This is a genomic window from Sediminibacterium salmoneum NBRC 103935 (assembly GCF_000511175.1).
GTDB lineage: Bacteria > Bacteroidota > Bacteroidia > Chitinophagales > Chitinophagaceae > Sediminibacterium > Sediminibacterium salmoneum.
In genome coordinates this window covers 1,459,793-1,484,121 of the sequence record NZ_KI866530.1, presented here as the reverse complement: position 1 = coordinate 1,484,121, position 24,329 = coordinate 1,459,793, and the positions used below count along the sequence as shown (strand labels likewise).

The following is a 24,329-nucleotide window of genomic DNA, read 5'->3' as shown; positions in this document are numbered from 1 at the left end:
CCGATTTTAATCGGGAAGCCAACCCCGAGAACTGAAACATCTAAGTACCGGGAGGAAAAGAAAATAATAATGATTCCCTGAGTAGTGGCGAGCGAAAAGGGAAGAGCCCAAACCGGGTCAGCGTGCTGATCCGGGGTTATAGGACTGCATTTAGAAGTTGTTATCAAACCGAATCATCTGGAAAGATGAGCCATAGCAGGTGATAGCCCTGTAGGTGCAAATTAACAAGGACGAGCAGTATCCTGAGTAACGCGGGACCGGAGGAATCTTGCGTGAATTTGCCAGCACCATCTGGTAAGGCTAAATACTCCTCAGACACCGATAGTGAACCAGTACCGTAAGGGAAAGGTGAAAAGCACCCCGAACAGGGGAGTGAAATAGTACCTGAAACCGTGCGCCTACAAGCGGTCGGAGTCCCGATTTATCGGGATGACGGCGTGCCTTTTGCATAATGAGCCTACGAGTTGCTCCTCACTGGCGAGGTTAAGTTCTTATATAACGGAGCCGAAGCGAAAGCGAGTCCAAATAGGGCGAATAGTCAGTGGGGGCAGACGCGAAACTTTGTGATCTATCCATGGGCAGGTTGAAGGTGTGGTAACACACACTGGAGGACCGAACCCGTTGACGTTGAAAAGTCTTGGGATGACCTGTGGATAGGGGTGAAAGGCCAATCAAACTGAGAGATAGCTCGTTCTCCCCGAAATGTTTTTAGGAACAGCGTTGCATTATGAAGTTTATTAGAGGTAGAGCTACTGATTGGGCTAGGGGGCTTCACCGCCTACCAAACCCTGACAAACTCCGAATGCTAATAAATATCTGCAGCAGTGAGGCTTTGGGCGCTAAGGTCCAGGGCCGAGAGGGAAATAACCCAGATTAGCAACTAAGGTCCCTAATACGTAGTTAAGTTGATCAAACGAGGTGGGATTTCTATAACAGCCAGGATGTTGGCTTGGAAGCAGCCATTCATTTAAAGAGTGCGTAACAGCTCACTGGTCGAGAGATCCTGCACGGAAAATAATCGGGCATCAAACTACGAACCGAAGTTCTAAATTCTAGCTTGCTAGAGTGGTAGGGGAGCATTGAAATCTGCACAGAAGGTGTATCGCGAGATATGCTGGAGCGATTTCAAAAGAAAATGTAGGCATAAGTAACGATAATTAAAGTGAAAAACTTTAACGCGAAAAGTCTAAGGTTTCCTGATCAACGTTAATCGGATCAGGGTTAGTCTGGTCCTTAGGAAAACCCGAAAGGGGCATCTGATGGAAAGAAGGTTAATATTCCTTCACCTACTATGCATTAAAAGTGACGCAGGGACGTGGTGATTGCGTACGGACGGAAGTGTACGCCTGAGTGGAGTCTTCGGACGAAGCGAAATCATAAAATCCCTGCCAAGAAAAGCGAGCATAGCAGCCAGTACCGGAATCCGACACAGGTAGACGGGATGAGTATTCTAACGCGCTCGGGTGAGCCGTGGAGAAGGAACTAGGCAAATTAACGCTGTAACTTCGGGATAAAGCGTACCATCGCGAGATGGTCACAGTAAAATGGTACAACCAACTGTTTAACAAAAACACAGGGCCCTGCAAAAACGTAAGTTGACGTATAGAGCCTGAAACCTGCCCGGTGCTGGAAGGTTAAGGAAGGGTGTTCGACGCAAGTCAAAGCTCCTGACTGAAGCCCCAGTAAACGGCGGCCGTAACTATAACGGTCCTAAGGTAGCGAAATTCCTTGTCGGGTAAGTTCCGACCTGCACGAATGGTCTAATGAGTTGTACACTGTCTCCTCCACGAGCCCGGTGAAATTGTAGTATCGGTGAAGATGCCGGTTACCCGCCACGGGACGGAAAGACCCCGTGAACCTTCACTACAACTTTGCATTGATTTTGAGCAACAAATGTGTAGGATAGTTGGGAGACTATGAAGCAGTGTCGCCAGGCATTGTGGAGTCATCGTTGAAATACCAACCTTTTGTTGCTTAGAACCTAACCCTGAACAAGGGGACATTGCATGGTGGGTAGTTTGACTGGGGTGGTCGCCTCCTAAAAAGTAACGGAGGCTCGCAAAGGTACCCTCAGTACGGTTGGTAATCGTACGCAGAGCGCATTAGTAAAAGGGTGCTTGACTGTGAGACAAACACGTCGAGCAGGAGCGAAAGCTGGCTAAAGTGATCCGGTGGTTCTGTATGGAAGGGCCATCGCTCAAAGGATAAAAGGTACTCCGGGGATAACAGGCTGATCTTACCCAAGAGCTCATATCGACGGTAAGGTTTGGCACCTCGATGTCGGTTCGTCACATCCTGGGGCTGGAGAAGGTCCCAAGGGTTCGGCTGTTCGCCGATTAAAGTGGCACGTGAACTGGGTTCAGAACGTCGCAAGACAGTTCGGTCCCTATCTGTGGTGGGCGCTAGTAAATTGAGTGGACATGACCTTAGTACGAGAGGACCGGGTTGTACGTACCGCTGGTGTATCTGTTATGCCGCCAGGTGTAATGCAGAGTAGCTATGTACGGCAAGGATAAACGCTGAAAGCATCTAAGCGTGAAACCTTCCACAAGATGAGTTTACTTTTAAGGGTCGTCGAAGACTACGACGTTGATAGGCTATAGGTGTAAAGTTGGTAACAACAAAGCCAAGTAGTACTAATTGCCCGTAAGCTTTATTTTTTTATGTTTTGTTTTTTTCCTTTCCAATATGTAAAATATTAAGGTCGTATGACCCAAGATTTTATGGTGGTTTTGCCGGGGGTGTTCACCTCTTCCCATTCCGAACAGAGAAGTTAAGTCCCCCATGGCCGATGGTACTCGCATCTAGCTGGGAGAGTAGGTAGCTGCCATATTTATTGAACCTCAATCGAAAGATTGAGGTTTTTTTTTGCCCATAGGTCAACAGTATCGGAACTATAGGAAAACCATATATCAACAATAGCTTTGTAGTGTTATTTCCTGTTTTCTTGTCGTAAATAATCTGAATTCTAATATCAGGGAATTTGAATGTATTAAATAGTATAAATTGCATAAGCGTTTTATGCGTACATCTCCATCCAATATATTCTACCGAATTCTTTCATTGGGTAACAATGAATCAACTCCTTTCAGGGAAGCATATAAGAATTATATGTTTAACCTGTTTCTTATGATGGCTGCGCCTTTTGCATTGCTTGTCATGATTATTAATCTATATCTGGGTGAATACGTTTTGGCTTCTTTTAATATTCTTCATCTTTTCATTTTCATTTTCGGTTTTTATATATCGTATTCGCAACGATTTGTAAACCTTCGCCCTTTATTACTTTTTTTAGGTGCTGCTATTGCAGCGTATACTGCCTATTTTTTCAAGAATGGTAATGAGTATCGATTTCTGATCATGATTGTAGCTGCTGTTGTATTATGCGAAAAGAACTGGCAGTATATTAGTTTTGTCGTTTTTGTTTCAACCACTTTCGTTGTTATCAGGTTAGATGAATTGCCCATTCGTACGATGCATGGGTTGCAAATAGTAGAAAAGACAGTCAAGCTTATTTTTCCATTGGGATTCTTTTCTATTTGTTTATACTATTTTAAATCTATTTATTTTCAAAATCAGTATCGGTTAGAGAAAGCATATGCAGATTTGAATGAGAATAAGGCTGAAAAAGAAAGGATATTAAATGCAGTTGCACACGATTTAAGAAGTCCACTAAGTGGTATTTCCGGAATCAGTAAGATGATGCTGATGGATGAGAACCTGGACGATAATTCCAAAGAGATGTTTCAGTTAATTGATCAAAGTGCATCATCCAGTTTAAGATTGATTGGCGATTTAATGCAAACCAATATCAGTGTTGAGGAACATTATCAGTTTAAACCAATAGAGTTTAATAAGTTGATTCGTCAAAGTCTGCAGATATTGTATTTTACTGCTAATGAAAAAGACATTGAAATTAATATGCAGTTACCTGATGAAAAATTAATTTTTAATGCTGATCAGGATAAATTTGAGCGAGTGATTACCAATCTGGTTACCAATGCTATAAAATTCAGCCGTCAGGGCACAGCTGTTAATGTAAGCCTTGAGAAGAAGAATCTGATGGCGGTTTTTTCTGTGCAGGATCATGGAATTGGCATTCCACAAAAGATGCAGGATAAAGTGTTCGATTTATTTACTGTTGCCAAACGAAAAGGGACCAATGGTGAGAAAAGCTTTGGTATTGGTTTGGCCATTACAAAAAAAATAGTTGAACTGCACAATGGACAAATTTACTTTGAAACAAAGGAAAGTAAAGGCACCCGTTTTATTGTTGAGTTACCGCTGTTGGCATAATCATTTCAATATGTTCAATTCCATCTTCCAGATATACTTCGCCTTCGGCTTCAAACCCAAAGGAAGCATAAAATTGAATTAAATAACATTGTGCACCTATGCGAATAGGACCGCTGCCAAAAGTTTTATACATTCTATCAATTGCTTCTTTAATTAGTTGACGACCCGCTCCGGTTTTTCTGTACAATGGAGAACTGACAACCCTGCCGATGCTCATTTCCTTATAAGCAAGACCTGCAGGCAATAGCCTGCAATAAGCCATGAGTTCTTTTCTGTTCCAGTACATTAAATGCAGACTTCCCTGGTCTTTATTATCTGCATCCTGAAACACACAGTTTTGTTCTACAACAAATACTTCATTGCGTAATCGGATAATGGCATAAAGTTCTTCGGGTAATAGTTCTTCAAAAGATTTCAATGAAAAAAATGGGGTAGTTGGATTCATATAATTCAGGCTATGTTTCTGTATCAATTCGGTGTTTGCAAATAAAGCTGCATCTTTGCACCACTGCAATGTTGCAATGCTGTAAAATTAAGTATAGCTGAATTAAAATGAGCATGGCAGTTTAAACTAAGTATACCGAACAAAATCATGTCTAAAAGAGTCGCAATTATTGGAGCCGGACCAGCTGGTTTAACCGCTGCTTATTTATTGGGTAAAGAGAATCAGGAGGTTGTTGTATTTGAGAAAGATCCGGTTTATGTTGGAGGGATTTCTAGAACGGAAAGTTACAAAGGGTATCATTTTGATATTGGGGGGCATCGTTTTTTTTCCAAGTCAAAGGAAGTAGAAGATTTCTGGACCGAAATACTGGGAGACGAAATGCTGGAAAGACCCCGCAGTTCCAGAATCTATTACAATAAAAAATTCTTCTCTTATCCTTTGGTTGCATTTGAGGCATTGAAAAAACTGGGTATCATAGAGAGTGCGCTTTGTGTGCTTAGCTATATCAAGGCAAAAATTTTCCCTAAAAAAAATCCTCAGAATTTTGAAGACTGGGTTGTTAACCAGTTTGGTCAAAGATTATTCAATATTTTTTTAAAACCTATACCGAAAAAGTATGGGGTATACCCTGTAAGGAAATTTCCGCAGACTGGGCTGCACAGCGTATTAAAGGTCTTTCCTTAAGTAGTGCTATCTGGAATGCTTTGTTTAAACCCAAGCCATCCAATAAAGGTGACGTAATTAAAACCCTGATTGATTCGTTCCGTTATCCAAAACAGGGACCTGGATTAATGTGGGAGCGATGTACTGAGAAATGCATCGCCATGGGTGTGCAGGTAAAAATGAACAGTGGAGTTAAAGATATTTCTCTGAACAATCAGAAATGGACAGTGCAGACTGAAGATGGAAATACGCATACTGATTTTGATTATGTGCTTTCATCTGCTCCAATGCGTGAGTTGATTCAATCTGTAAAACCCGCTTTTAACGCAGAGGTATTAGCTGATGCATCTCAGTTGGGTTATCGTGATTTTCTTACTGTTGTTTTAATTTGTAAAGATGAAGATGCGTTCAGTGATAACTGGATTTATATTCATGATCCAAGTGTTAAAGTAGGTAGAATACAAAATTTTAAATCCTGGAGTCCTTATATGGTACCCGATCCTGAAATGGCTTGTTATGGATTGGAGTATTTCTGCTTTGAAGGAGATGGTTTATGGACAAGCAGTGATGCTGATTTAATTGCTTTGGCAACCAAAGAAATTGCTCAAATTGGATTAACAAAGCCGAGTGCTATTGTTGATGGCTATGTAGTTAGGCAGCCCAAAGCATATCCTGTTTACGATCAGGAGTATAAAGAAAGAGTAAACACCGTTAGAGAAGCAATTAAAGAGTACCCGGGCTTATACCTTGTGGGTAGAAATGGCATGCATAAATACAATAACCAGGATCATAGTATGATGACTGCTATGCTGGCTGCGAAAAATATAGTGGCTGGAAAAGAAGTTTATGATCTTTGGGATGTAAACGAAGATGCCGAATACCATGAAGGCGGCGAACGAGGAGCGGAACATCAGAAAATAGCGGAAAGATTGGTGCCACAAAAGCTACAGCAATAATAACAAGATATACGGAACTAGTAACCGTATTTTCCCTTCCATCTTTCTTTCAGGAATTTCTTGATTTCATTCTCACGTGCATTGTTGCCAGGAATATAAAATGATGTATTCACCAAAGGCACAGGTAAATATTCCTGTTCAATAAAATTATTTTCTCCCAGATGCGAATACTGGTAATCTTTGCCATAATCCATTTGTTTCATCAACTTGGTGGGTGCATTTCTTAAATGAAGCGGAACAGAAAGATCCCCGTGCTGAGCAACGGCTTTCTGCGCTTTTGCTATGGCTTCATATGCGGCATTGCTCTTAGGAGAACTGGCTAAATAGGTAGCACATTGCGATAATATAATTCTACTTTCCGGATATCCGATTTTTGAAACCGCATCGAATGTGCCATTGGCCAGCAACAGCGCATTTGGATTGGCATTCCCGATATCTTCACTCGCAAAAATCAGCATCCTTCTGGCTATAAATTTTACATCTTCTCCGCCTTCAATCATTCTTGCTAACCAGTACACAGCACCATTGGGATCAGAGCCCCGCATACTTTTAATAAATGCAGAAACTATATCATAATGCTGTTCTCCGCTTTTGTCGTACAAAGCTATTTTTTGTTGGGCTACTTTTTGAACGGCTTCATCTGTAATACGGGTTACTCCAGACTGAATTACTATCTCTAGTAGGTTTAATAATTTTCTGCCATCACCACCACTTAGGTTGATCAAAGCTTCTGTTTCCAGTAGCTCAATATTTTTTGTTTTTAGCAGTTCATCTTTCTGAATCGCTTCTTGTATCAGTTGAACCAGTTTTTCTTTTTCCAATGCCTTCAGCACATATACCTGGCACCTGCTTAACAATGCCGCATTTACTTCGAAGGATGGATTTTCGGTGGTTGCTCCAATTAAGCGGATGGTTCCTTTTTCAACTGCACCCAATAATGCGTCCTGTTGGCTTTTATTGAAGCGGTGTATTTCATCTATGAATAAAACCGCACTCTTCAACTCTTTGGCCTGCTCAATAACTTCTCTTACTTCTTTCACGCCACTGCTAATGGCAGATAACTGAAAATAGGGTACCTGTAAGGTTTGTGTTATCACATTTGCCAGGGTTGTTTTACCTACACCGGGAGGCCCCCAGAGAATCATGGAAGGAATGGTTCCTTTTTCCAATGCAGTTCTTAGCATACTACCCTTGCCCGTAATATGTTCCTGTCCAACAATATCATCAAGGGTATTGGGGCGCATTCTTTCTGCAAGCGGTATCTGTGACTCGAACAACATTCCTTTGTGTTTACGATTTAAAATTAGTGAATCCTGCCAGAACCGTGGTGCCAAATCCAAGTATGGCAATGATACCAAAGGACCACTGTAATCCAAAAGCTTCTGCGATGAATCCAATTAATGGGGGGCCTATAAAAAAGCCAAAAAATCCAATGCTGGATACAGCAGCCAATGCCATGCCAGGACTCATTTTTTCTGATTTACCTGCCTGACTATATACAATCGGAACTACAGAAGAAACGCCGAACCCTACCATCAAAAAGCCAATGGTTGCGGTAACTATGGACGGAAAGAAAACCGCCAGAAATAATCCGGCAGCTATAATCCCACCGCTTGCCTGTAAGATTTCTTTTCGTCCAAACCTTAGTACCAATCCATCTCCTAAAAATCTGCCCAATGCCATGGTGCCCATGAATGCCGAATAACCCAGTGTTACCAATGATGGCGGTGCCTGTACCACTTTTTGAAAATAGATACCACTCCAGTCGAACATGGTTCCTTCTGCTGCCATGCAACAAAAGGAAATTAAACCCAGTTTTAAAAGAGAGGAATCTGGTTTTACAAAAATGGGTTGATTGCCTGTTACCGCATCTTTAGGCATTCTGCCAAATTTCATTATCAATGCCATGGACATCATGGTAAGCGCAACAATTAAAAAATGTTGAAGTGGAATTAATCCAAAGGATATCATTATGGTACCAACAGCTGCACCCGTAAATCCTGCCAGACTCCAGATACCGTGAAAGGAAGCCATGATAGATTTACCATATAATTCCTCTACAGCAACAGCTTGTGTGTTCACTGATATATTCATCATATTCCCCAGCAATCCAAAAAAGAATAATAAGGCAGTTAAGGCCATTACGGTATTGGCAGTTCCCAGTAAGCTTAACACCAGCGGGTAGCACAGGGCTGCCAGCAGCATAACGGTTCTGCTGCCCAGTTTAGCTACCAGCCAGCCAGAGATGGGTAAACTGACCATGGATCCGGTGGGTAAGGCAAATAAAATACCACCCAGTTCCGCATCATTGAGTTCCAGTTTTTGTTTGATATCGGGGATTCTGCTGGCCCAGCTGGCAAATGTAATTCCAGCTATAAAAAAATAAGTTCCTATTGCCAGTCGATGTGTTCGCTTCGACAGTGTTTGATGACCCATATTCTTGATTCAGGTTGCAAAAATACCTCAATCCTTCTACTTGACCCATTTAGGTTATATTTGCGCTCAGAAACAGGCCTGGCCTGGTATAAATTTCAGTAAGATTATGTATCGTTCAAATACTTGCGGAGAATTAAGAATCTCCAATGTGGGCTCGGAAACCGTTTTAGCGGGTTGGGTTCAGACTGTCAGAAAATTTGGTGCCATTACTTTCGTAGACCTTAGAGACCGCTACGGAATTACCCAGTTGTTATTTGGTGAAAACCTGGCAAAACAATTGGAAGAGCAGCCTTTAGGTCGTGAGTTTGTTCTGCAGGCCAAAGGAATGGTGCAGGAAAGAAGCAATAAAAATCCCAATATACCAACTGGTGATATTGAAATTGTGGTGAGTGAGTTTACCATCTTAAATAAGTCGGCTGTACCTCCTTTTACCATTCAGGATGATACCGATGGTGGGGATGATTTAAGAATGAAGTATCGTTTTCTGGATTTAAGAAGAAATGCAGTAAAACGAAATCTGGAATTACGTTATGCCGTAAATCGTTCTGCTAGAAATTATTTGCATGAGAATCAATTCATGGATATTGAAACCCCTTTCTTAATTAAATCTACCCCTGAAGGGGCGAGAGATTTTGTGGTTCCATCCAGAATGAATCCAGGGCAGTTTTATGCATTGCCACAGAGCCCGCAAACCTTTAAGCAATTGCTGATGGTGAGTGGTTACGATCGTTATTATCAGATTGTGAAATGCTTCAGAGATGAAGATTTGCGAGCAGATCGTCAGCCTGAGTTTACGCAGATCGACTGTGAAATGGCATTTGTAGAACAGGAAGATATACTGCAGATGTTTGAGGGAATGGTTAAGCGTGTTTTTAAGGACGTAAAAAATATTGACTATACCGAAACCGTAGAGCGCATGTCATGGGAAGATGCCATGTGGAATTACGGTAATGATAAGCCTGATATCCGCTTTGGCATGAAGCTCTCTAATCTGAAGAGTGCTTTTTTGAAAGCTGGTAAAATTTCAGCAACTGGTGAATTGATTAATGGGGCTGGATTTGGAGTATTTGATAATGCTGAAACGGTGCTGGCAATTGCTGTTCCTGGTTGTGCTGAATATACCCGTAAACAAACAGATGAATTAACAGAGTGGGTTAAAAGACCACAGATTGGCATGCAGGGTTTGGTGTTTATTAAATGCAATGCAGACGGTACTTACAAGAGCAGCGTAGATAAGTTTTATACGGAAGACAAATTAAAAGCAATAGCAGATTCTGCTGGTGCAAAAGCAGGAGATCTGGTTTTAATTTTAGCAGGCCGTGAAGAAAGAACCCGAAAAGCCATCAGCGAACTCCGTCTGGAAATGGGTAAGCGTCTTGGACTGCGCAAGGACAATGAGTTTAAGCTACTATGGGTGATGGACTTCCCATTGTTTGAATATGCTGAAGAAGAAAATCGCTGGGTGGCCAGACACCATCCTTTCACTTCTCCCAAACCTGACCATATTAATATCATGATCAATAACAATCCGGTAATTGAAAATGCGGACAAATACCTGGAACACCCTTATTCTAATATCAAAGCCAATGCCTATGATATGGTATTGAACGGAAATGAAATAGGAGGAGGCTCTATCCGTATTTATCAGCGACCGCTACAGGAGAAAATGTTTGCCGCATTAGGCATGACCGAAGAAGAAGCTCAACATAAGTTTGGTTTCTTATTGGGTGCTTTTGAATATGGTGCACCTCCGCACGGTGGTATTGCATTTGGTTTTGATCGCCTATGCGCTATTTTAGGTGGAAGCGAAAGCATCCGTGACTTCATTGCCTTCCCCAAAAACAACAGTGGAAGAGACGTAATGCTGGATGCACCAAGTAGCATTGATGACAAGCAATTTGATGAATTGCAGATTAAATTGAATTTGAAGTAAAAAGCACATTCATATCTTATAACTAAAGCCACTTAATTTATCTTAAGTGGCTTTTTTAAATTGATGTATTATGCAAATGCTTTGGGGTATTGTGTAATGGCATTGCGATGCAACTCTTTTACAAAATCGCGGTGGGCCAAAAGAGAAATGAATATGACCAACATGAACAGCGCAACAAAGGCATAGGCAGTGAAGTGCATTTGTTTTACTCCTGCATAATCAAATAAACTGTTACTGAAAAATATCTGTACAAATAAACCTGAATGAATAATTCCTGAAAGTCGCTCACTCGTTAGTATCATTTCCTTTTTTTGTGCTTTGAAAAGTTTGTTCATTTTGAGTGTGTACACTATTTCAAAAATAAACAGGCCAATACCTACAATAAATAAGAACAGACCACGATGATATTCTTGTGTCAACAATTTGCCAATTAAGAGCATTGCCGCATAAATGCAGACGGTCATTGCAATTTTAGGTAGTGTGAAATAAGAGAAGAACAGTTTCCATTTTTGATTTCTGCTTTTTTTGCTCACCATTTGCATTCGGGTGGCAACAATATCAGCAAACCCTTTGATGCCAAAGCCTGCGTACACTTCTTCAAGTGCTTGCTCAAAAGAGAGTTTGGGATTGGCTTGCATTTTTTCTTCTATGGCTTCAGATAAATGATCTACCAGTTCAACCTGTACATCATAATACTGTACGTAATGCTTTCGGCAAAAGGCAAACAGACTTTCGTATTGGGCTTCAGTAATCATCCTATTATGGCTTTGGGGTTTACAATGAATTCCAGACTTTGCATGAATGCTTTCATTTCGTCCATAGCAACCGCTGTTTGTTTTTTACCTGCTTTGGTTAAGCTGTAATACTTGCGCATTCGATTGCCGTTCATTTCTGTTTCGGTTTCCACGATTCCCTGTTCTTCCAGCTTGTGCAGCAAGGGGTACAATGCTCCTTCGGTAATATTCAGTTCACCCTTTGTAATTTCTTTTACCATCTGCGTCATTTGGTATCCGTACATTCTTCCATTGTCTTTTAATAGCCTTAAAAGGATGGGTTCCAGACACCCTTTGTAGAGAGAAGATTTTTTCATTTTCAATGAATTGCTGTTGAATGAATGCTGTTATTCAAATGCAATAATACATAATTTCTAAATACATAAGAAAATTATGCATAATTTTTATGTGCATACAACCATTCTGCTTTATCGGGAATCCCCAAGAGATAATTCTTTACCTTTAGGGCCTATATATCGTTTGCATTTATGAAACAACTGACTATTTACAGAATTCTCTCTTTTATATTGGTTCCTATTGCTTTTTTTATAGCGCTGATCGACATTTTCGTCCTGCTCATGGGTCTTTCAGGGAATCCTGCCATGTTGTTTATTGCTTTTGTAATGGCTTGTTTGGTTATTTATGTATTTGCCTCGCTAAGGTTTTTGCTTAATGGAATAGGCAATCAGCGTCAGTGCAGCCACTCTCTCAGAGACTGGATTAAGGTAAATGCTTATGGAACTTTATTTATTGCAGGTATGTTTTTCCTTAATTCTTCAGGGGTATTTTTTCTGGGGGATTTACAGTTGCAGCAAATGTTAACGGATGTAATGGAGCAACAACCCGAATTATCAGGGCAGATTTCCATGGAAACCATGGTGAGCATGTTCAAAACGGTTGCGGTAATTATGTTTGTAGTAAGTATTACCGCAATAATTCATGTTCAGATGAGTTTCAGGCTTTTGCGTAAATACGCCTATTTATTTGGACAATAACATACTAAAGGGTAAGCTTATTTGTTGTTTCCATCGTATTTCCTACTTTTGCAACCGTCTTATCCAGACACTATATTAAAAAAAATTATATGGCAACAACTTCCGACATCAGTCGTGGCATGATTTTAAAATTGGATGGTAATTTATACTCTGTTGTAGAATTTGGTGAAAACAAGACTGCCAGAGCTGCAGCCAAAGTTTGGGCCAAGTTGAAAGGAGTAGACAATAAGCGTTCAATTGAGAAAACCTGGAACAGTGGTGAGAACATCTTTCCGGTGAGAGTAGAAAAGAAGGCTTTTCAGTTTCTTTACAAAGATGAAACTGGCTACAACCTTATGAACAATGAAACATTTGAGCAAATTGCATTATCAGAAGAAATGATTGATGCGCCTCAGTTTTTAATGGATGGTTCAGAAGTTTTTGTTTTCATCAACACAGAAACCGAACAACCCATTGGCGCTGAATTACCTGAAAAAATTGTGGTAAGAATTACTTACTGCGAACCCGGATTAAAGGGTGATACCGCAACCCGTGCATTGAAAGCGGCAACGATTGAAACAGGGGCTACCGTTATGGTTCCTTTGTTTGTTGACCAGGATGAATTAATCCGTATCAACACCAAGTCTGGAGATTACGTTGAGCGCGTAAAAGAATAATTAACCGGATTACCGGATAAAAATGACCTGAACATATTGATTCAGGTCATTTTGTTTACAAACAGAAAAACCGCTGTTTTTATTAAAAAAAGGCTATTTTGCCCCCGATTTCAGTAAAAAATAACTGTTTTTACCCCTAAAATTGCCATTTATGGACTTAAAGCAAATCCACGAATTAATCAAAATCATCAACAAAAGTAATATCGGAGAAATCAGCATCGAGGATAAGGATGGTAAAGTAACCATCAAGCAGAAGGAAGAACCTGCTGTTACCGTGGCTGCTGCTCCAAGTCATCAAGTGTTTACTACTGCGGCTCCGGCTCCTGCTCCAGCTGCCGCAGCTCCTGCGGCACCCGCTGTAGCCCCTGCACCTAAAGCCGACAACTTAATTACCATTAAGAGTCCAATGATTGGACTTTTTACCGCAGACCTGCTCCGGATAAACCCATTCTTGCTGACGTAGGTGCAGAAATTGCTCCTGGTAAAGTTGTTTGTATTATTGAAGCGATGAAACTATTCAATGAAATTGAAAGTGAAGTGAAGGGAACGATTGTGAAAGTACTGGTGGATGATGCAAGCCCAGTAGAATATGATCAGCCTTTGTTCCTGGTTGAACCGGCTTAATCGATTCTTTACCCAAAAAAATTACATGTTTAAAAAAATACTAATTGCCAACAGAGGTGAGATTGCTTTGCGTGTAATCAGAACCTGCAGAGAGATGGGCATTAAAACAGTAGCTGTATATTCAACTGCTGACAGAGATAGCCTTCATGTTAAGTTCGCGGATGAAGCGGTTTGTATTGGAAAGCCGCAGAGTAGTGATTCCTATTTAAATATTGCGCATATTATGGCGGCTGCAGAAATTACCAATGCAGATGCTATACATCCCGGCTACGGATTTCTGGCAGAGAATGCAAGATTTTCTCAGATATGTGCAGACCACGGTATAAAGTTTATTGGCCCTACTCCTGATATGATCAGTAAGATGGGAGATAAGATCACGGCAAAGGAAACCATGATTAAAGCGGGTGTTCCAGTGGTACCAGGCGGAGAAGGATTGCTGGAAAGCATAGAGCAAACCAAAGCGCTGGCCAAAGAAGTAGGCTACCCTGTTATTCTTAAGGCAACAGCCGGAGGTGGTGGTAAAGGGATGCGTGTGGTATGGAGCGAAGAAGAAATAGAAAAAGCATATACTACCGCTAAAATGGAAGCTGCGGCCTCCTTTAAGAATGACGGTATTTACATGGAAAAATTCGTTGAGGAACCTCGTCATATTGAAATTCAGGTGGCTGGTGACCAATACGGAAATGTTTGCCACTTAAGTGAGAGAGATTGTTCAATACAGCGTCGTCACCAGAAACTGGTAGAAGAGTCTCCATCTCCTTTCATGACAGCTGATTTACGTGCACGCATGGGAGAAGCAGCAATAAAGGCAGCGGCTGCTATTAACTATGAAAGCGTAGGGACCATTGAATTCCTGGTAGATAAGCACCGCAATTTCTACTTCATGGAAATGAATACCCGTATTCAGGTAGAGCATTGTGTTACCGAAGAAGTAGTTAGCTACGATTTAATTAAAGAACAAATCAAGATTGCCATGGGAGAGAAGATCTCTGGCAGAAACTACGAACCTCAGTTACATGCTATCGAGTGCAGAATCAATGCTGAAGATCCATACAATGATTTCAGACCTTCACCCGGAAAAATTACGAATCTCTTTACGCCCGGAGGTCATGGTGTAAGAGTAGACAGTCATGTGTATGCGGGGTATGTAATCCCTCCTTACTATGATTCCATGATTGGTAAATTAATTACGGTAGCGCAAACCCGCGAAGAAGCCATAGATACTATGTACAGAGCTTTGAGTGAGTATGTAATTGAAGGAGTTAAAACAACCATTCCATTTCACTTGCAGTTGATGCAGAATGAAGATTTCAGAAAAGGGAATTTTACAACCAAGTTCCTGGAGTCTTTTACAATGAAGTAATACATTCATGCAGAAATAATCGGGTATCAATTTTAGATTATATTGATGCCTAAAAAAAAGCCCCCGAAAAATTCCGGGGGCTTTTTATATGAATTTTTAGAAGGTTCAATTTGCTTATGCGTATACTACACGTTATAATTGTACTAACTGCATTACTTTGAACCGCCACCACCTCTTTGTGGACGATTTCTTCTCATTTCTTCGTAGAAATCATTAACTGCTTTAATTTGATCATCAGTTAAAGGAATTCCCTTGAATTTTTTTGTCTTTTCGTCATTCACCGTTTTTGTTTTAGCGGCTCTTTCCTCTTCACTCATGTCGCGCATGCCACGCATTTCACCCTGACTCCAAAGCTGGATTTCTAAAACTTTGTCTGCCTGAGCATCTGTTAATTTGGTTTTTTCAATCAATTGTGGTTTTACACGTTGCTTCATCATTTCAAGCATTTGTGCAGGGTCCATTTGACCTCCACCCTGTGCATTTACATTTCCTAAGGAAAGTGTTAACGCGAATAGCGCTAAAGAAATTATTTTTTTCATTTTTGTATGTTTATATAACAAAATAGTGGATTTTTTGAATCCACTATTTGTTTATCGGTAAAATACCAACTGAAGTCGGCATTCTTTTGTCTAAAACCTAACTATCTGATGAATAATAACTCACGGTATTTAGGCAGGGTCCAGTACTCATCGTCTACCAGGTGTTCCAGCTTATCAACGTGGTATCTGATTTCATCAAAATAGGTGCTCTTAATATTTTCATATGCAATTGCTTTTTCGCGGCTATGAACAATATTATTGGCAACTTTTCTGGCTTCTACCATTTCATACACTTTGGTATGTACAACCGAAATATGCTTACTGATGTATTTCAGAATGGTTAACTGACTGCTGTAGGCAGATTCATCCAGTCCGGCATTTTTAAGTCCGTTTACATTATTCAATAAATCATTTTGGTATTTGATAGCTGCAGGAAGGATATGATTGATGGCTAGATCTCCCATTACTCGGGCTTCAATCTGCACGGTCTTTATGTATTTTTCCAGTTCAATTTCATATCTGGCTTCCAGTTCTGAATGAGAATAGATTCCATTTTCCTGGTATAGTTTCAAAGCCTTTTCTGTAACCATGGCATCCAGTGCAACAGGTGTAGTTTTTAAATTGGGCAAGCCGCGTCTTTCTGCTTCCTTGTGCCATTCTTCACTGTATCCATCACCTTCGAACAATACATTTTTGCTGGCAACAATGTACTTCTGAATTACGTGCATGATAGCAATTTCTTTCTTATCTCCTTTTTCAATAAGATCGTCTACTTCAGTCTTGAATTTCTTAAGTGTGTCTGCCATAATTGTATTCAATACAGTCATTGCATTGGCGCAGTTCGCAGAAGATCCTACTGCACGGAATTCAAATTTGTTTCCTGTAAATGCAAAAGGAGATGTTCTGTTTCTGTCTGTATTGTCCAGCATCAGTTCTGGAATGCTTCTGTGTAAATCGAGTTTTAAGATAGCTTCATCCTGCTCATCAAATTTGTGTCCTACTCTGGATTCTACATCTGCAAGTACTTTCGAAAGGTATTGTCCTACAAACACGGAAATGATGGCAGGAGGAGCTTCGTTTGCACCCAGTCTGTAATCGTTGGAGGCAGAAGCAATAGCTGCTCTCATGATGTCTGCGTTATCATGAACTGCTTTAATGGCGTTCACAAAAAAGGTAAGAAACATCAGGTTGGTCTTTGGCGTTTTACCAGGTGCCAGCAAATTTATACCTGTGTCAGTTGCCAAACTCCAGTTGTTGTGCTTTCCACTTCCGTTGATTCCTGCAAACGGCTTCTCGTGCTGTAAAACAACCAGATTATGACGTTTTGCAACACGTGCCATAACATCCATTAATAGAATATTGTGATCAACAGCAATATTTACCTCTTCAAAAATGGGTGCACACTCAAATTGAGCAGGTGCAACTTCATTGTGTCTGGTTCTTAATGGAATGCCTAATTTGTAAGACTCCTGTTCAAAGTCTCTCATGAAAGCATATACTCTTTCAGGAATGGAGCCAAAGTAATGGTCTTCCATTTGCTGTCCCTTTGCAGGAGCCGCTCCAAATACAGTTCTGCCACATTGAATTAAATCGGGTCTTGCAGTAGCTAAACCGGCATCAATTACAAAGTATTCCTGTTCCCATCCAAGCGTTGTGGTTACTTTGGCAATGTTTTTATCAAAATAATTACACACTTCAACAGCCGCTTTATTCAAGGCTTCTGTTGCTTTTAATAAGGGGGCTTTATAATCCAGAGATTCTCCTGTATAGGATACAAATATGGTTGGAATGCAGAGTGTTTTACCTTTCCCGATTTCCATAATGAATGCGGGAGAAGAAGGGTCCCATGCTGTATAGCCACGCGCTTCAAAAGTGGCTCTTAATCCACCGCTTGGGAATGAAGAAGCATCTGGTTCCTGTTGAATTAATGCTGCCCCGTCAAATTCTTCAATAGCGGTACCATCGCTTTTTAATGTGAAAAATGAATCGTGCTTTTCAGCAGTTGTACCTGTTAGTGGTTGAAACCAGTGTGTATAGTGCGTAACTCCCTTGCTCTCTGCCCAGGCTCTGATGCCACTGGCAATCTGGCTTGCTACGCTGCGGTCAATTTTTTTACCACCGCGAATACTGTTGATTAAACTTTTATATGCTTCGTCGCTTAAATATTCACGGGCTGTTTTTAGGGTAAAAACATTTTCTCCGAAAATAGCAGTGATTTTTTTGCTGAATTCTGGAATGGCTGTTTCCGCATCATTGGCAATACTACTGATTGCTTTAAATCGTAAAGACATATTTTTTGGTTTATTTCGAGCAAAAATAAGCCTATTTGCCATTGATAGTTTAATATTTCTGGCAAATAGGCTTAAAATGTGAATAAAATCACCAAAAAACGTTACATATAATTTTTACTAATATTTTCCTACCATGATTTTGATTGGCTTGTATTTGGAATTATCAACGCCAGAGCCATCCAGGTTCACTATCATGATTTTATGTACCCCATTGCTGTTCATTTCAACAGGTACAATATTCTCACCTCTGAAAGCATTTACCTGCTTGGTCAATATTACTTTACCGGTAACTGCATCAGTCAGCTTCAATTGCAATGTTTTGGTGTTCTCACTTCTGAATCTCACACTGAACTTATTGCCGGTAACAGGATTCGGGAATGCACTCATGCTCATTTCTTTCAGGCTATTCAAATAGTTCATATCTTCTTTGCTGAACGAAATGCTACTCATTGACAACTGCAAGTCGGAAGACTTTCCTTTTGCTGGAGGAACTACCGTTATAACAATAGAGCTTACATCTTTCAGGTCAATAGTGCTATTGAATGCACTGGACTTAAAGTCTTCAATGCCAACAGCATATTCTTTTGATTCAGTTCCAATTGGTAAAGTAAGGCTGTACTGATCATCCCATTTGGCAATGGATTGTTTAACCAGTGTAATAATAACCGGCGCATTTCCGGCAGCAGTGAATTTTAAAGATTTAAACGCACTTAAGTCTTGAGGTACTCCACCGGCTCTTAATAATTTGTATACGGTAATATAGTCTGGGGTTGTTCCCGCTACTTCTACATTTCTGAATACATTAAAATCTTCCTTGTTTCTGGTGGCATTACTATTGGTTACCGCAAATTTCTTTACACTGGTTGTGTTGTTATTGTAATCTAGTCCCCATGCGCCATCAGCCATGAAAACCTGATCTTCTAATTTGCCATTCATGAATAGATGAATAGAAGATTCAAATAAATCATTGGTAGGGATAGTAATCGTACTCAGTCCATTTGCATTAACTGTAAATGGTATGGTACGTTTAACCTGTGTGGTTGTTTGCTCATTTGCTCTGTCTGTAATTTCAAGGTAACCACTGGTTGCAGCAGTAGTGTTCTTTAAAGTTAAAGTAACGGTTTCATCCAGTCTGGTTCCTTCGGTAAAGAATACAGATGGTAATCCGGCAGTATTAGGTACAGCCACAACAGGTAAACTGTTGTTTAGTCTGGTAATAATATCATTAGCCATTTCAATTACCAGGCTGGGAGATCCACCCCATAGTTGAATATTGTACATCATTTCTTCTAGGGCGTAGTCCTTGTTTAACCAGTTGGATTGTAATGTATAGTTGTTTCTACCGCTCTCAGCTCCAATGATAAAGCTGGTTGCATATTCTATTTCACCCTTGTTGTTTTTAAGGTTATATTGAACTAAATCGTGTCCTTTTACTTTTAAAGTACCCAAAGAGATAAGTTCATAACCCTTTAAACGATCGCAAATAGCTTTGGTATGATCGTACACCTGGCCAACAGTTCTGGTTCCGAATGCTACTGCCTTAGAAACATTATTGCTAACGAAATCAATTGACATGATTTCTTTTGCATTGGTAATGGAAATGATATCTGTTGGAGTAGATACGTAAGATTTATATCCGTTAGATAACTTAGTAGGAAGTATGTCTTGTAGTTTCAAGGTAGTTCCCACCGAAGCACCTGCGTAACGGTTATACTGATCGGGTTGAGGTAGTTTAGCATAATCAACTGGTCCTTGCTCACTTTTTACTGCTCTGTTGTATACGCGGTAGGCAATAGCATCACCAAGGCTCTTACTTTCTACACCACCAGAGCCGCCACCTCCAACACCGCCAATGGTAACAAACCCAAAGTCATAAGTATGATTGTTGTCTCCATTTATACCAGCAGTAATGGTAATATCAGCATCGTTGTTATTTAATGCAGCATCACTGTCTCTTATATCTGCATCCGTATCTGCACCACCGTTGTTAATGATTGTTAATTCGTAAGTGCTTAATGGAGATTGTACACTTCCACCTGTTGCGTTAGGTACACGGATAATGTAATTTCCGCCAGCTTGTAACTGACTGATATTATAGATAGCAGAAGCCGTATTTACTCCATTGGGATCTGAAGAGAAGTAGTAGTTCCCTTCTGCATCTGTAGTTGCAGTTGCAATTACAGTAGAGCCCTGAACAAGGGTAACTGTAACACCGGCAATTCCATTTTCATTGGCGTCCTGAACACCATCTCCATCTGCATCAAACCAAACACGGTTACCAATTTCAATAGGGGCTGGTGCTGTAATCAATTCCAGATCACCTAAACCATTGGCTTTACCAAAAACACTTACATCGTTTCCGGTATATAAGACTTTACCATTGGTAGCTACACCATTGTTGTTATTATAATATCTTACCCCACCGGTATACCAGTTTGCAATAGGGTCAAATGCAGTTGAGATTAATTCCTTACCAGGGAAATTCAATAGTGAACCCGTACTGGTTTCTTCGTGGTCCAGAAATAATTTACCTGACGAAGTATTTCCAATCCCCAGTGCACTGCCCTCATTTTGTCTGAAGCGGTCTGTAAAATAGAATTCTCCGCCTCCGGGGCCTTCGCCATTTCCGGCACCTGCAGAAGAAAGAGAACCGTCAGATCCATTGCTTTCCAAAGTAAAACTGCTGTAGGTTCCGTTGTTGCTGGCTTTTAGAATATCACCTGCCGCATTTCCTGTATAAAGAGTTGGGCCGCTGATTCCTAAATTCTGATTGCCCGTTTGATGACCTGTACGGTCCATTAAACCCAGCATCATAGAACCATCCATTGGATTAAACTCAATGCTGGTTAACATGGGTTGAGGATAAATGGCTGTTCCTGCATTACCTTTCACAGTTAATTCTGCAAATGTTCTTGCCCAGGGATGCCATGATCCATGACTTGTAGTTGCAAAGGGAATAGTACCATTCGGGTCTATATAATCTGTATTATGATTCACATTAAAACCAGTATTGATATTGGCTCTTCTGTTATAGGTTAAAGGGGCATCCAAAACAGTTGTAAAAGTTTCTGCACCTGGTGTTGCTGAAGCTTCTACTTTTAAAACCACCATTTTTAATTCGTTTCTGTCAACAGCTGTTTCGTCAGGCTTTACTCCATCCAAAACGCCACCCACATAAATAGCACCTCTGTAGTACTTTACAGCGAAAGGTCTGAATGTGCTGTTGCCTGCTGAAACAGGAAAATTATTGTAAGCTACAATCTGCGAAGCCAAAGTAGGTGCAGTTCCGTTTGTTCCTATTTCAACTCTCCATAATTTTCTGTCGTTCAGATTAATCAGGTATAAATAACGGCCATCATCTGAAATGGTCATGCCGCCGATTCCTTTTTTACCTACCTCAGTAAATGCCAATGCATCGTAGTTGGCAGATCTGATATCGTTATCACCTGGATTAAAGTTTCTGCCAGGGATATCACCTGCATCAAATGCGGGATTTACCGCTTTCAAATCAACAAATGTGGTTGTGTTCGATTTGTTTGTAGTTGATTTAGCATTGTTGGTAACATAGATACCATTCATGCCCAAAGAACCCATGGAAACATGACGTTTTACAAATGCAGCATAAAATAATTTATTGGCTTGTCTGCTATAGGCAGTAGCCCAAACAGATCCTATTTGTCCCATATCTGCCAAAACATTGGCAGCAGCCACTCCGTCATAGTTAAAAGCATAACTGGCATCGTTATTAGCAGCATTAAACCAGTTGCTGTTTGCTATTCTGTTGTTTCCATTTGCATAGGTTGGTACAATAATTTTCGCATTCAGATTATCAATATAATCGCCTGGATAATTAATTCCGAAATCTGCATTGGTTGAAGGCGCAGTTACAAATTGAACAGATGTTTTATTATTAGCACCAAATGCTGCAGGAAAATCTGCTGTATTCCATCCACTGAATTCCAGCCTTACTTTGGTAGACGCCGGAACGGTACCTGCAGCAAAACTATACATGCCGTTAGATCCGGATGTAGTAGTGCCTAGTACAGCACCGGTTTCATCGTAGGCTTTCACAGTTATACCCGCAACGCCCGGCTCGTTATACGAGGCATTATTGTTTTTGACACCGTTAGAGTTGAAGTCACGGTATACAACACCACTAACCTGAGCATTCAATGAATGCAATAAACTCAATGAAAAAAAAGCAGTAATAGCTAATCCCATTATACGTTGGGATTGCCTTGCTTTTTTTATTGGTTCAGCTGTGTAAAATCGACTCATAAAACAGATATTTAGAAATAAGGTAAATTCTCGGATTAAATATTAAACTAAAGGTAGATGCAATGCTGGTTTTTTTACTAAAAACGCCCTAAAATCAAGGGTTTTGGCCGAAAAATACCAACCAATTTGTAGGAAATTATCCTGCTGAAATATAAAAAAATAGTCATATTTCAAGGAAAGGGTATTTTACAAACCAGATAGGGTGTATTTTTAAATTTGAAAAAATGGTGTTAGTTGGTTAGAAAATTTTTATTTATCCTTTTTTTACCTGGTCTTTTTTAGGGTCGGTTTGTCTGTATGCGCAACGAGAAATAAAACCCTGTCAGCAAGAGCCTGCATTTATCAGAACGCTGGGTTTTGATCCGCTATGGACCGGGTTGAGTACTTCTGAAAAAAAGGCAATTGGAATTAGTTTAGTTGTGTTTGAAAAAAAAGCAGGCGAAACTGCACCCAATCTTCAAACACCCAAGCAAGAAATATATCAGCATCCCAGCTGGAAAGAAGCCGGTTATTTATCTACCATTACTTTCGACAGGGAGGGAAATGTTTATGCCATACCGGCTCCATTAATTTCCATGCTGTACAATAAAACAGAAAAATTAAATACAGTTTATCAGATTGATGCAAAAACCGGAGAAATGAGCGAATGGGTTTCATTGCCTTTTTATGGAAAGCCCGGTGTTACCAATCCTTTTGGCTTATTAGGAATTACATATGATTGTTTGCAGCAAACAATGGCAGTAGGTTCTGTTGCAGGATCTGACAGGTACAATGAAAGAGGTGTAATTTATTTGCTGGATGTTCGCTCAAAAAAAATTACAGATACGCTTCGTAATGCTGATGTTATGGGACTATCATTTGCTTTGGATGAAAAAGGGAATAAGCGATTGTATTTTGGAAAAACCAGGACCGGTGAAATTTATTCTATGCAAGTAAGTAAAAGCGGAAAATGGATTCGTAATTCAAAGCGCAAGGAATTAACCTTAGAAGGATATGGACCGCGAGGTGACGATAAAGCCAGAAAAATTAAATTTAATGGCAACCAGATGATCGTAAGCGGAACAGCATTCAATTATAATCTTCAGGCATCCAGTGAGAAACCTGAAACTATTTATACATTTATCTGGCTGCCTAAAGAGCAGAAATGGGGTTTGAATCAGTATCAGTAATATTGAAGAACAAGATTTACATATTGGGCTTAATAATAACCGTGTCTGGTATACTACTGGGCTTAATTAGAACATCGGTTCATAGCGCCCCGTCCTCTCAATTGGCCAGGGTTTCACTCGGAAGATTTTTGTTTTATGATAACAGACTTTCCTATAATCAAACCAAATCCTGTGTTTCCTGTCATGATCCCAAACTGGCATTCACAGACGGTTACAGAAAATCGGTAGGTGCTGATGGTTATGCTGTTAAGCATAATGCACCTTCTTTGCTGAATGCAGTTTACCGTACTTCACTTACCTGGAAGGATTCAACTGTAAATAGTTTGTACAGGCAGCTTCATTTTCCATTATTTAATCAAAGCCCCAATGAATTGGGATGGACCTCTAATGAAACACAAATTTTAAAAAGACTGGCTTTGGTTCCTGCTTACCGTAGCCTGTTTAAGTCGGCCTTTCCAACCGCAAAAAAATGGTTTACAACAGAGCAGATAAAAACGGCCATTGTCGCTTTTGAAGAGCAATTGGTTAGCTATGGTTCTGCTTATGATATGTATATTAAAGGAAATAAAAATGCCATGGATGATAAAGCCGTTATGGGAATGGCTGTTTTTAATTCTTCCAAAACAAATTGCAGCAAATGTCATCTTCCGGAAAATCCTTTTCAGTCCATTTCATCCGGATTTGCCGATGGAGTCAGAATTCCGTCTTTGCGCAATGTCTGGATAACTGCACCTTATATGCATGATGGAAGGCTGGATAATATTGAAGATGTGATTGAACATTATGAGGCTAAGTATACTTTTAAATTAGATAAAGCTGAAAGACAGCATCTGCTTGCATTTATGATGGCATTAACAGATACTAGTTATCTTAGCAGAACGGAGTTGCTAAATCCATTTCAATATTAATTGT

19 protein-coding genes and 2 rRNA genes are annotated in these 24,329 nt (G+C 40.2%); 13 read left to right on the top strand and 8 right to left on the bottom strand.

The window, feature by feature from the left end:
* The 3 genes from P767_RS17930 to P767_RS0107070 all read left to right on the top strand — a co-directional run bounded on the left by P767_RS17930 (position 1) and on the right by P767_RS0107070 (position 4,296).
* Positions 1-2,661: ribosomal RNA gene (locus P767_RS17930) — 23S ribosomal RNA — on the top strand.
* A 61-nt stretch (positions 2,662-2,722) separates the two neighbouring features.
* Positions 2,723-2,833 (top strand): 5S ribosomal RNA (gene rrf, locus P767_RS0107075).
* Positions 2,834-3,021: 188 nt separating this feature from the next.
* On the top strand, positions 3,022-4,296 hold the full coding sequence (locus P767_RS0107070) for a sensor histidine kinase (protein ID WP_026763953.1): 1,275 nt from the start codon (positions 3,022-3,024) through the stop codon (positions 4,294-4,296).
* Here the strand turns inward: P767_RS0107070 and P767_RS0107065 are convergent.
* A complete protein-coding gene (locus P767_RS0107065) occupies positions 4,268-4,741 on the bottom strand; it encodes a GNAT family N-acetyltransferase (RefSeq protein ID WP_026763952.1) in 474 nt (157 codons plus the stop codon). The two genes, P767_RS0107070 and P767_RS0107065, sit on opposite strands and share 29 nt — an antisense overlap.
* A gap of 147 nt (positions 4,742-4,888) precedes the next feature.
* On the opposite strand from P767_RS0107065, the gene P767_RS18665 reads away from it, so the two are divergent.
* Entirely contained in the window at positions 4,889-5,425 is a 537-nt protein-coding gene (locus P767_RS18665) for an NAD(P)-binding protein (RefSeq protein WP_216593212.1), read from the top strand.
* Complete coding sequence (locus P767_RS16250; protein WP_216593259.1) at positions 5,320-6,360, top strand: FAD-dependent oxidoreductase; 1,041 nt, start codon at positions 5,320-5,322, stop codon at positions 6,358-6,360. The genes P767_RS18665 and P767_RS16250 overlap by 106 nt, the downstream gene beginning before the upstream one ends.
* A 17-nt stretch (positions 6,361-6,377) precedes the next feature.
* Here the strand turns inward: P767_RS16250 and P767_RS0107055 are convergent, their stop codons facing one another.
* Together P767_RS0107055 and P767_RS0107050 are read right to left on the bottom strand one after the other, a co-directional pair.
* Positions 6,378-7,640, bottom strand: a complete 1,263-nt coding sequence (locus tag P767_RS0107055; RefSeq protein ID WP_026763951.1) for a replication-associated recombination protein A — start codon at positions 7,638-7,640, stop codon at positions 6,378-6,380.
* Between the two features lie 10 nt (positions 7,641-7,650).
* Complete coding sequence (locus tag P767_RS0107050) at positions 7,651-8,796, bottom strand: MFS transporter (RefSeq protein ID WP_026763950.1); 1,146 nt, start codon at positions 8,794-8,796, stop codon at positions 7,651-7,653.
* A gap of 106 nt (positions 8,797-8,902) precedes the next feature.
* Here P767_RS0107050 and aspS point away from each other — a divergent pair, with 106 nt between their 5' ends.
* On the top strand, positions 8,903-10,729 hold the full coding sequence (gene aspS, locus P767_RS0107045) for an aspartate--tRNA ligase (RefSeq protein WP_026763949.1): 1,827 nt from the start codon (positions 8,903-8,905) through the stop codon (positions 10,727-10,729).
* Positions 10,730-10,797: 68 nt separating this feature from the next.
* On the opposite strand, the gene P767_RS17615 is transcribed toward aspS, so the two are convergent.
* Entirely contained in the window at positions 10,798-11,484 is a 687-nt protein-coding gene (locus P767_RS17615; protein ID WP_051417210.1) for a hypothetical protein, read from the bottom strand.
* Positions 11,481-11,819, bottom strand: a complete 339-nt coding sequence (locus P767_RS0107035) for a PadR family transcriptional regulator (protein ID WP_026763948.1) — start codon at positions 11,817-11,819, stop codon at positions 11,481-11,483. Before P767_RS0107035 ends, P767_RS17615 begins: the two co-directional genes overlap by 4 nt.
* Before the next feature lie 171 nt (positions 11,820-11,990).
* Here P767_RS0107035 and P767_RS0107030 point away from each other — a divergent pair, with 171 nt between their 5' ends.
* The 5 genes from P767_RS0107030 (at position 11,991) to accC (ending at position 15,140) form a co-directional block, all read left to right on the top strand.
* Positions 11,991-12,497, top strand: coding sequence for a hypothetical protein (locus P767_RS0107030; RefSeq protein ID WP_026763947.1), 507 nt, complete (start codon positions 11,991-11,993; stop codon positions 12,495-12,497).
* 89 nt (positions 12,498-12,586) lie between these two features.
* Entirely contained in the window at positions 12,587-13,153 is a 567-nt protein-coding gene (gene efp / locus P767_RS0107025; RefSeq protein ID WP_026763946.1) for an elongation factor P, read from the top strand.
* A 151-nt stretch (positions 13,154-13,304) separates the two neighbouring features.
* Positions 13,305-13,616, top strand: coding sequence for a hypothetical protein (locus P767_RS16240; protein WP_245586854.1), 312 nt, complete (start codon positions 13,305-13,307; stop codon positions 13,614-13,616).
* The gene (locus P767_RS18830; protein ID WP_316929614.1) at positions 13,601-13,777 is read left to right on the top strand and encodes an acetyl-CoA carboxylase biotin carboxyl carrier protein; all 177 of its coding nucleotides are present in this window, start codon (positions 13,601-13,603) and stop codon (positions 13,775-13,777) included. Before P767_RS16240 ends, P767_RS18830 begins: the two co-directional genes overlap by 16 nt.
* 25 nt (positions 13,778-13,802) lie before the next feature.
* Positions 13,803-15,140 carry an acetyl-CoA carboxylase biotin carboxylase subunit gene (gene accC, locus P767_RS0107015; protein WP_026763945.1) on the top strand — a complete coding sequence of 446 codons (1,338 nt, stop codon included), beginning with the start codon at positions 13,803-13,805 and terminating at the stop codon, positions 15,138-15,140.
* Positions 15,141-15,292: 152 nt separating this feature from the next.
* On the opposite strand, the gene P767_RS0107010 is transcribed toward accC, so the two are convergent.
* From P767_RS0107010 to P767_RS0107000, 3 genes are all read right to left on the bottom strand, one after another.
* A complete protein-coding gene (locus P767_RS0107010; protein ID WP_026763944.1) occupies positions 15,293-15,679 on the bottom strand; it encodes a hypothetical protein in 387 nt (128 codons plus the stop codon).
* 101 nt (positions 15,680-15,780) lie between these two features.
* Positions 15,781-17,970: a glutamine synthetase III family protein gene (locus P767_RS0107005; protein ID WP_026763943.1), complete on the bottom strand. Its 2,190-nt coding sequence runs from the start codon at positions 17,968-17,970 to the stop codon at positions 15,781-15,783.
* A 117-nt stretch (positions 17,971-18,087) separates the two neighbouring features.
* Complete coding sequence (locus tag P767_RS0107000) at positions 18,088-22,248, bottom strand: SdrD B-like domain-containing protein (protein WP_026763942.1); 4,161 nt, start codon at positions 22,246-22,248, stop codon at positions 18,088-18,090.
* Positions 22,249-22,625: 377 nt separating this feature from the next.
* Between P767_RS0107000 and P767_RS0106995 the strand changes: the two genes are divergently transcribed.
* Together P767_RS0106995 and P767_RS0106990 are read left to right on the top strand one after the other, a co-directional pair.
* Positions 22,626-23,417: an SMP-30/gluconolactonase/LRE family protein gene (locus P767_RS0106995; RefSeq protein ID WP_026763941.1), complete on the top strand. Its 792-nt coding sequence runs from the start codon at positions 22,626-22,628 to the stop codon at positions 23,415-23,417.
* A gap of 41 nt (positions 23,418-23,458) precedes the next feature.
* A complete protein-coding gene (locus tag P767_RS0106990) occupies positions 23,459-24,325 on the top strand; it encodes a cytochrome-c peroxidase (protein ID WP_172637521.1) in 867 nt (288 codons plus the stop codon).
* Positions 24,326-24,329: the final 4 nt, after the last annotated feature.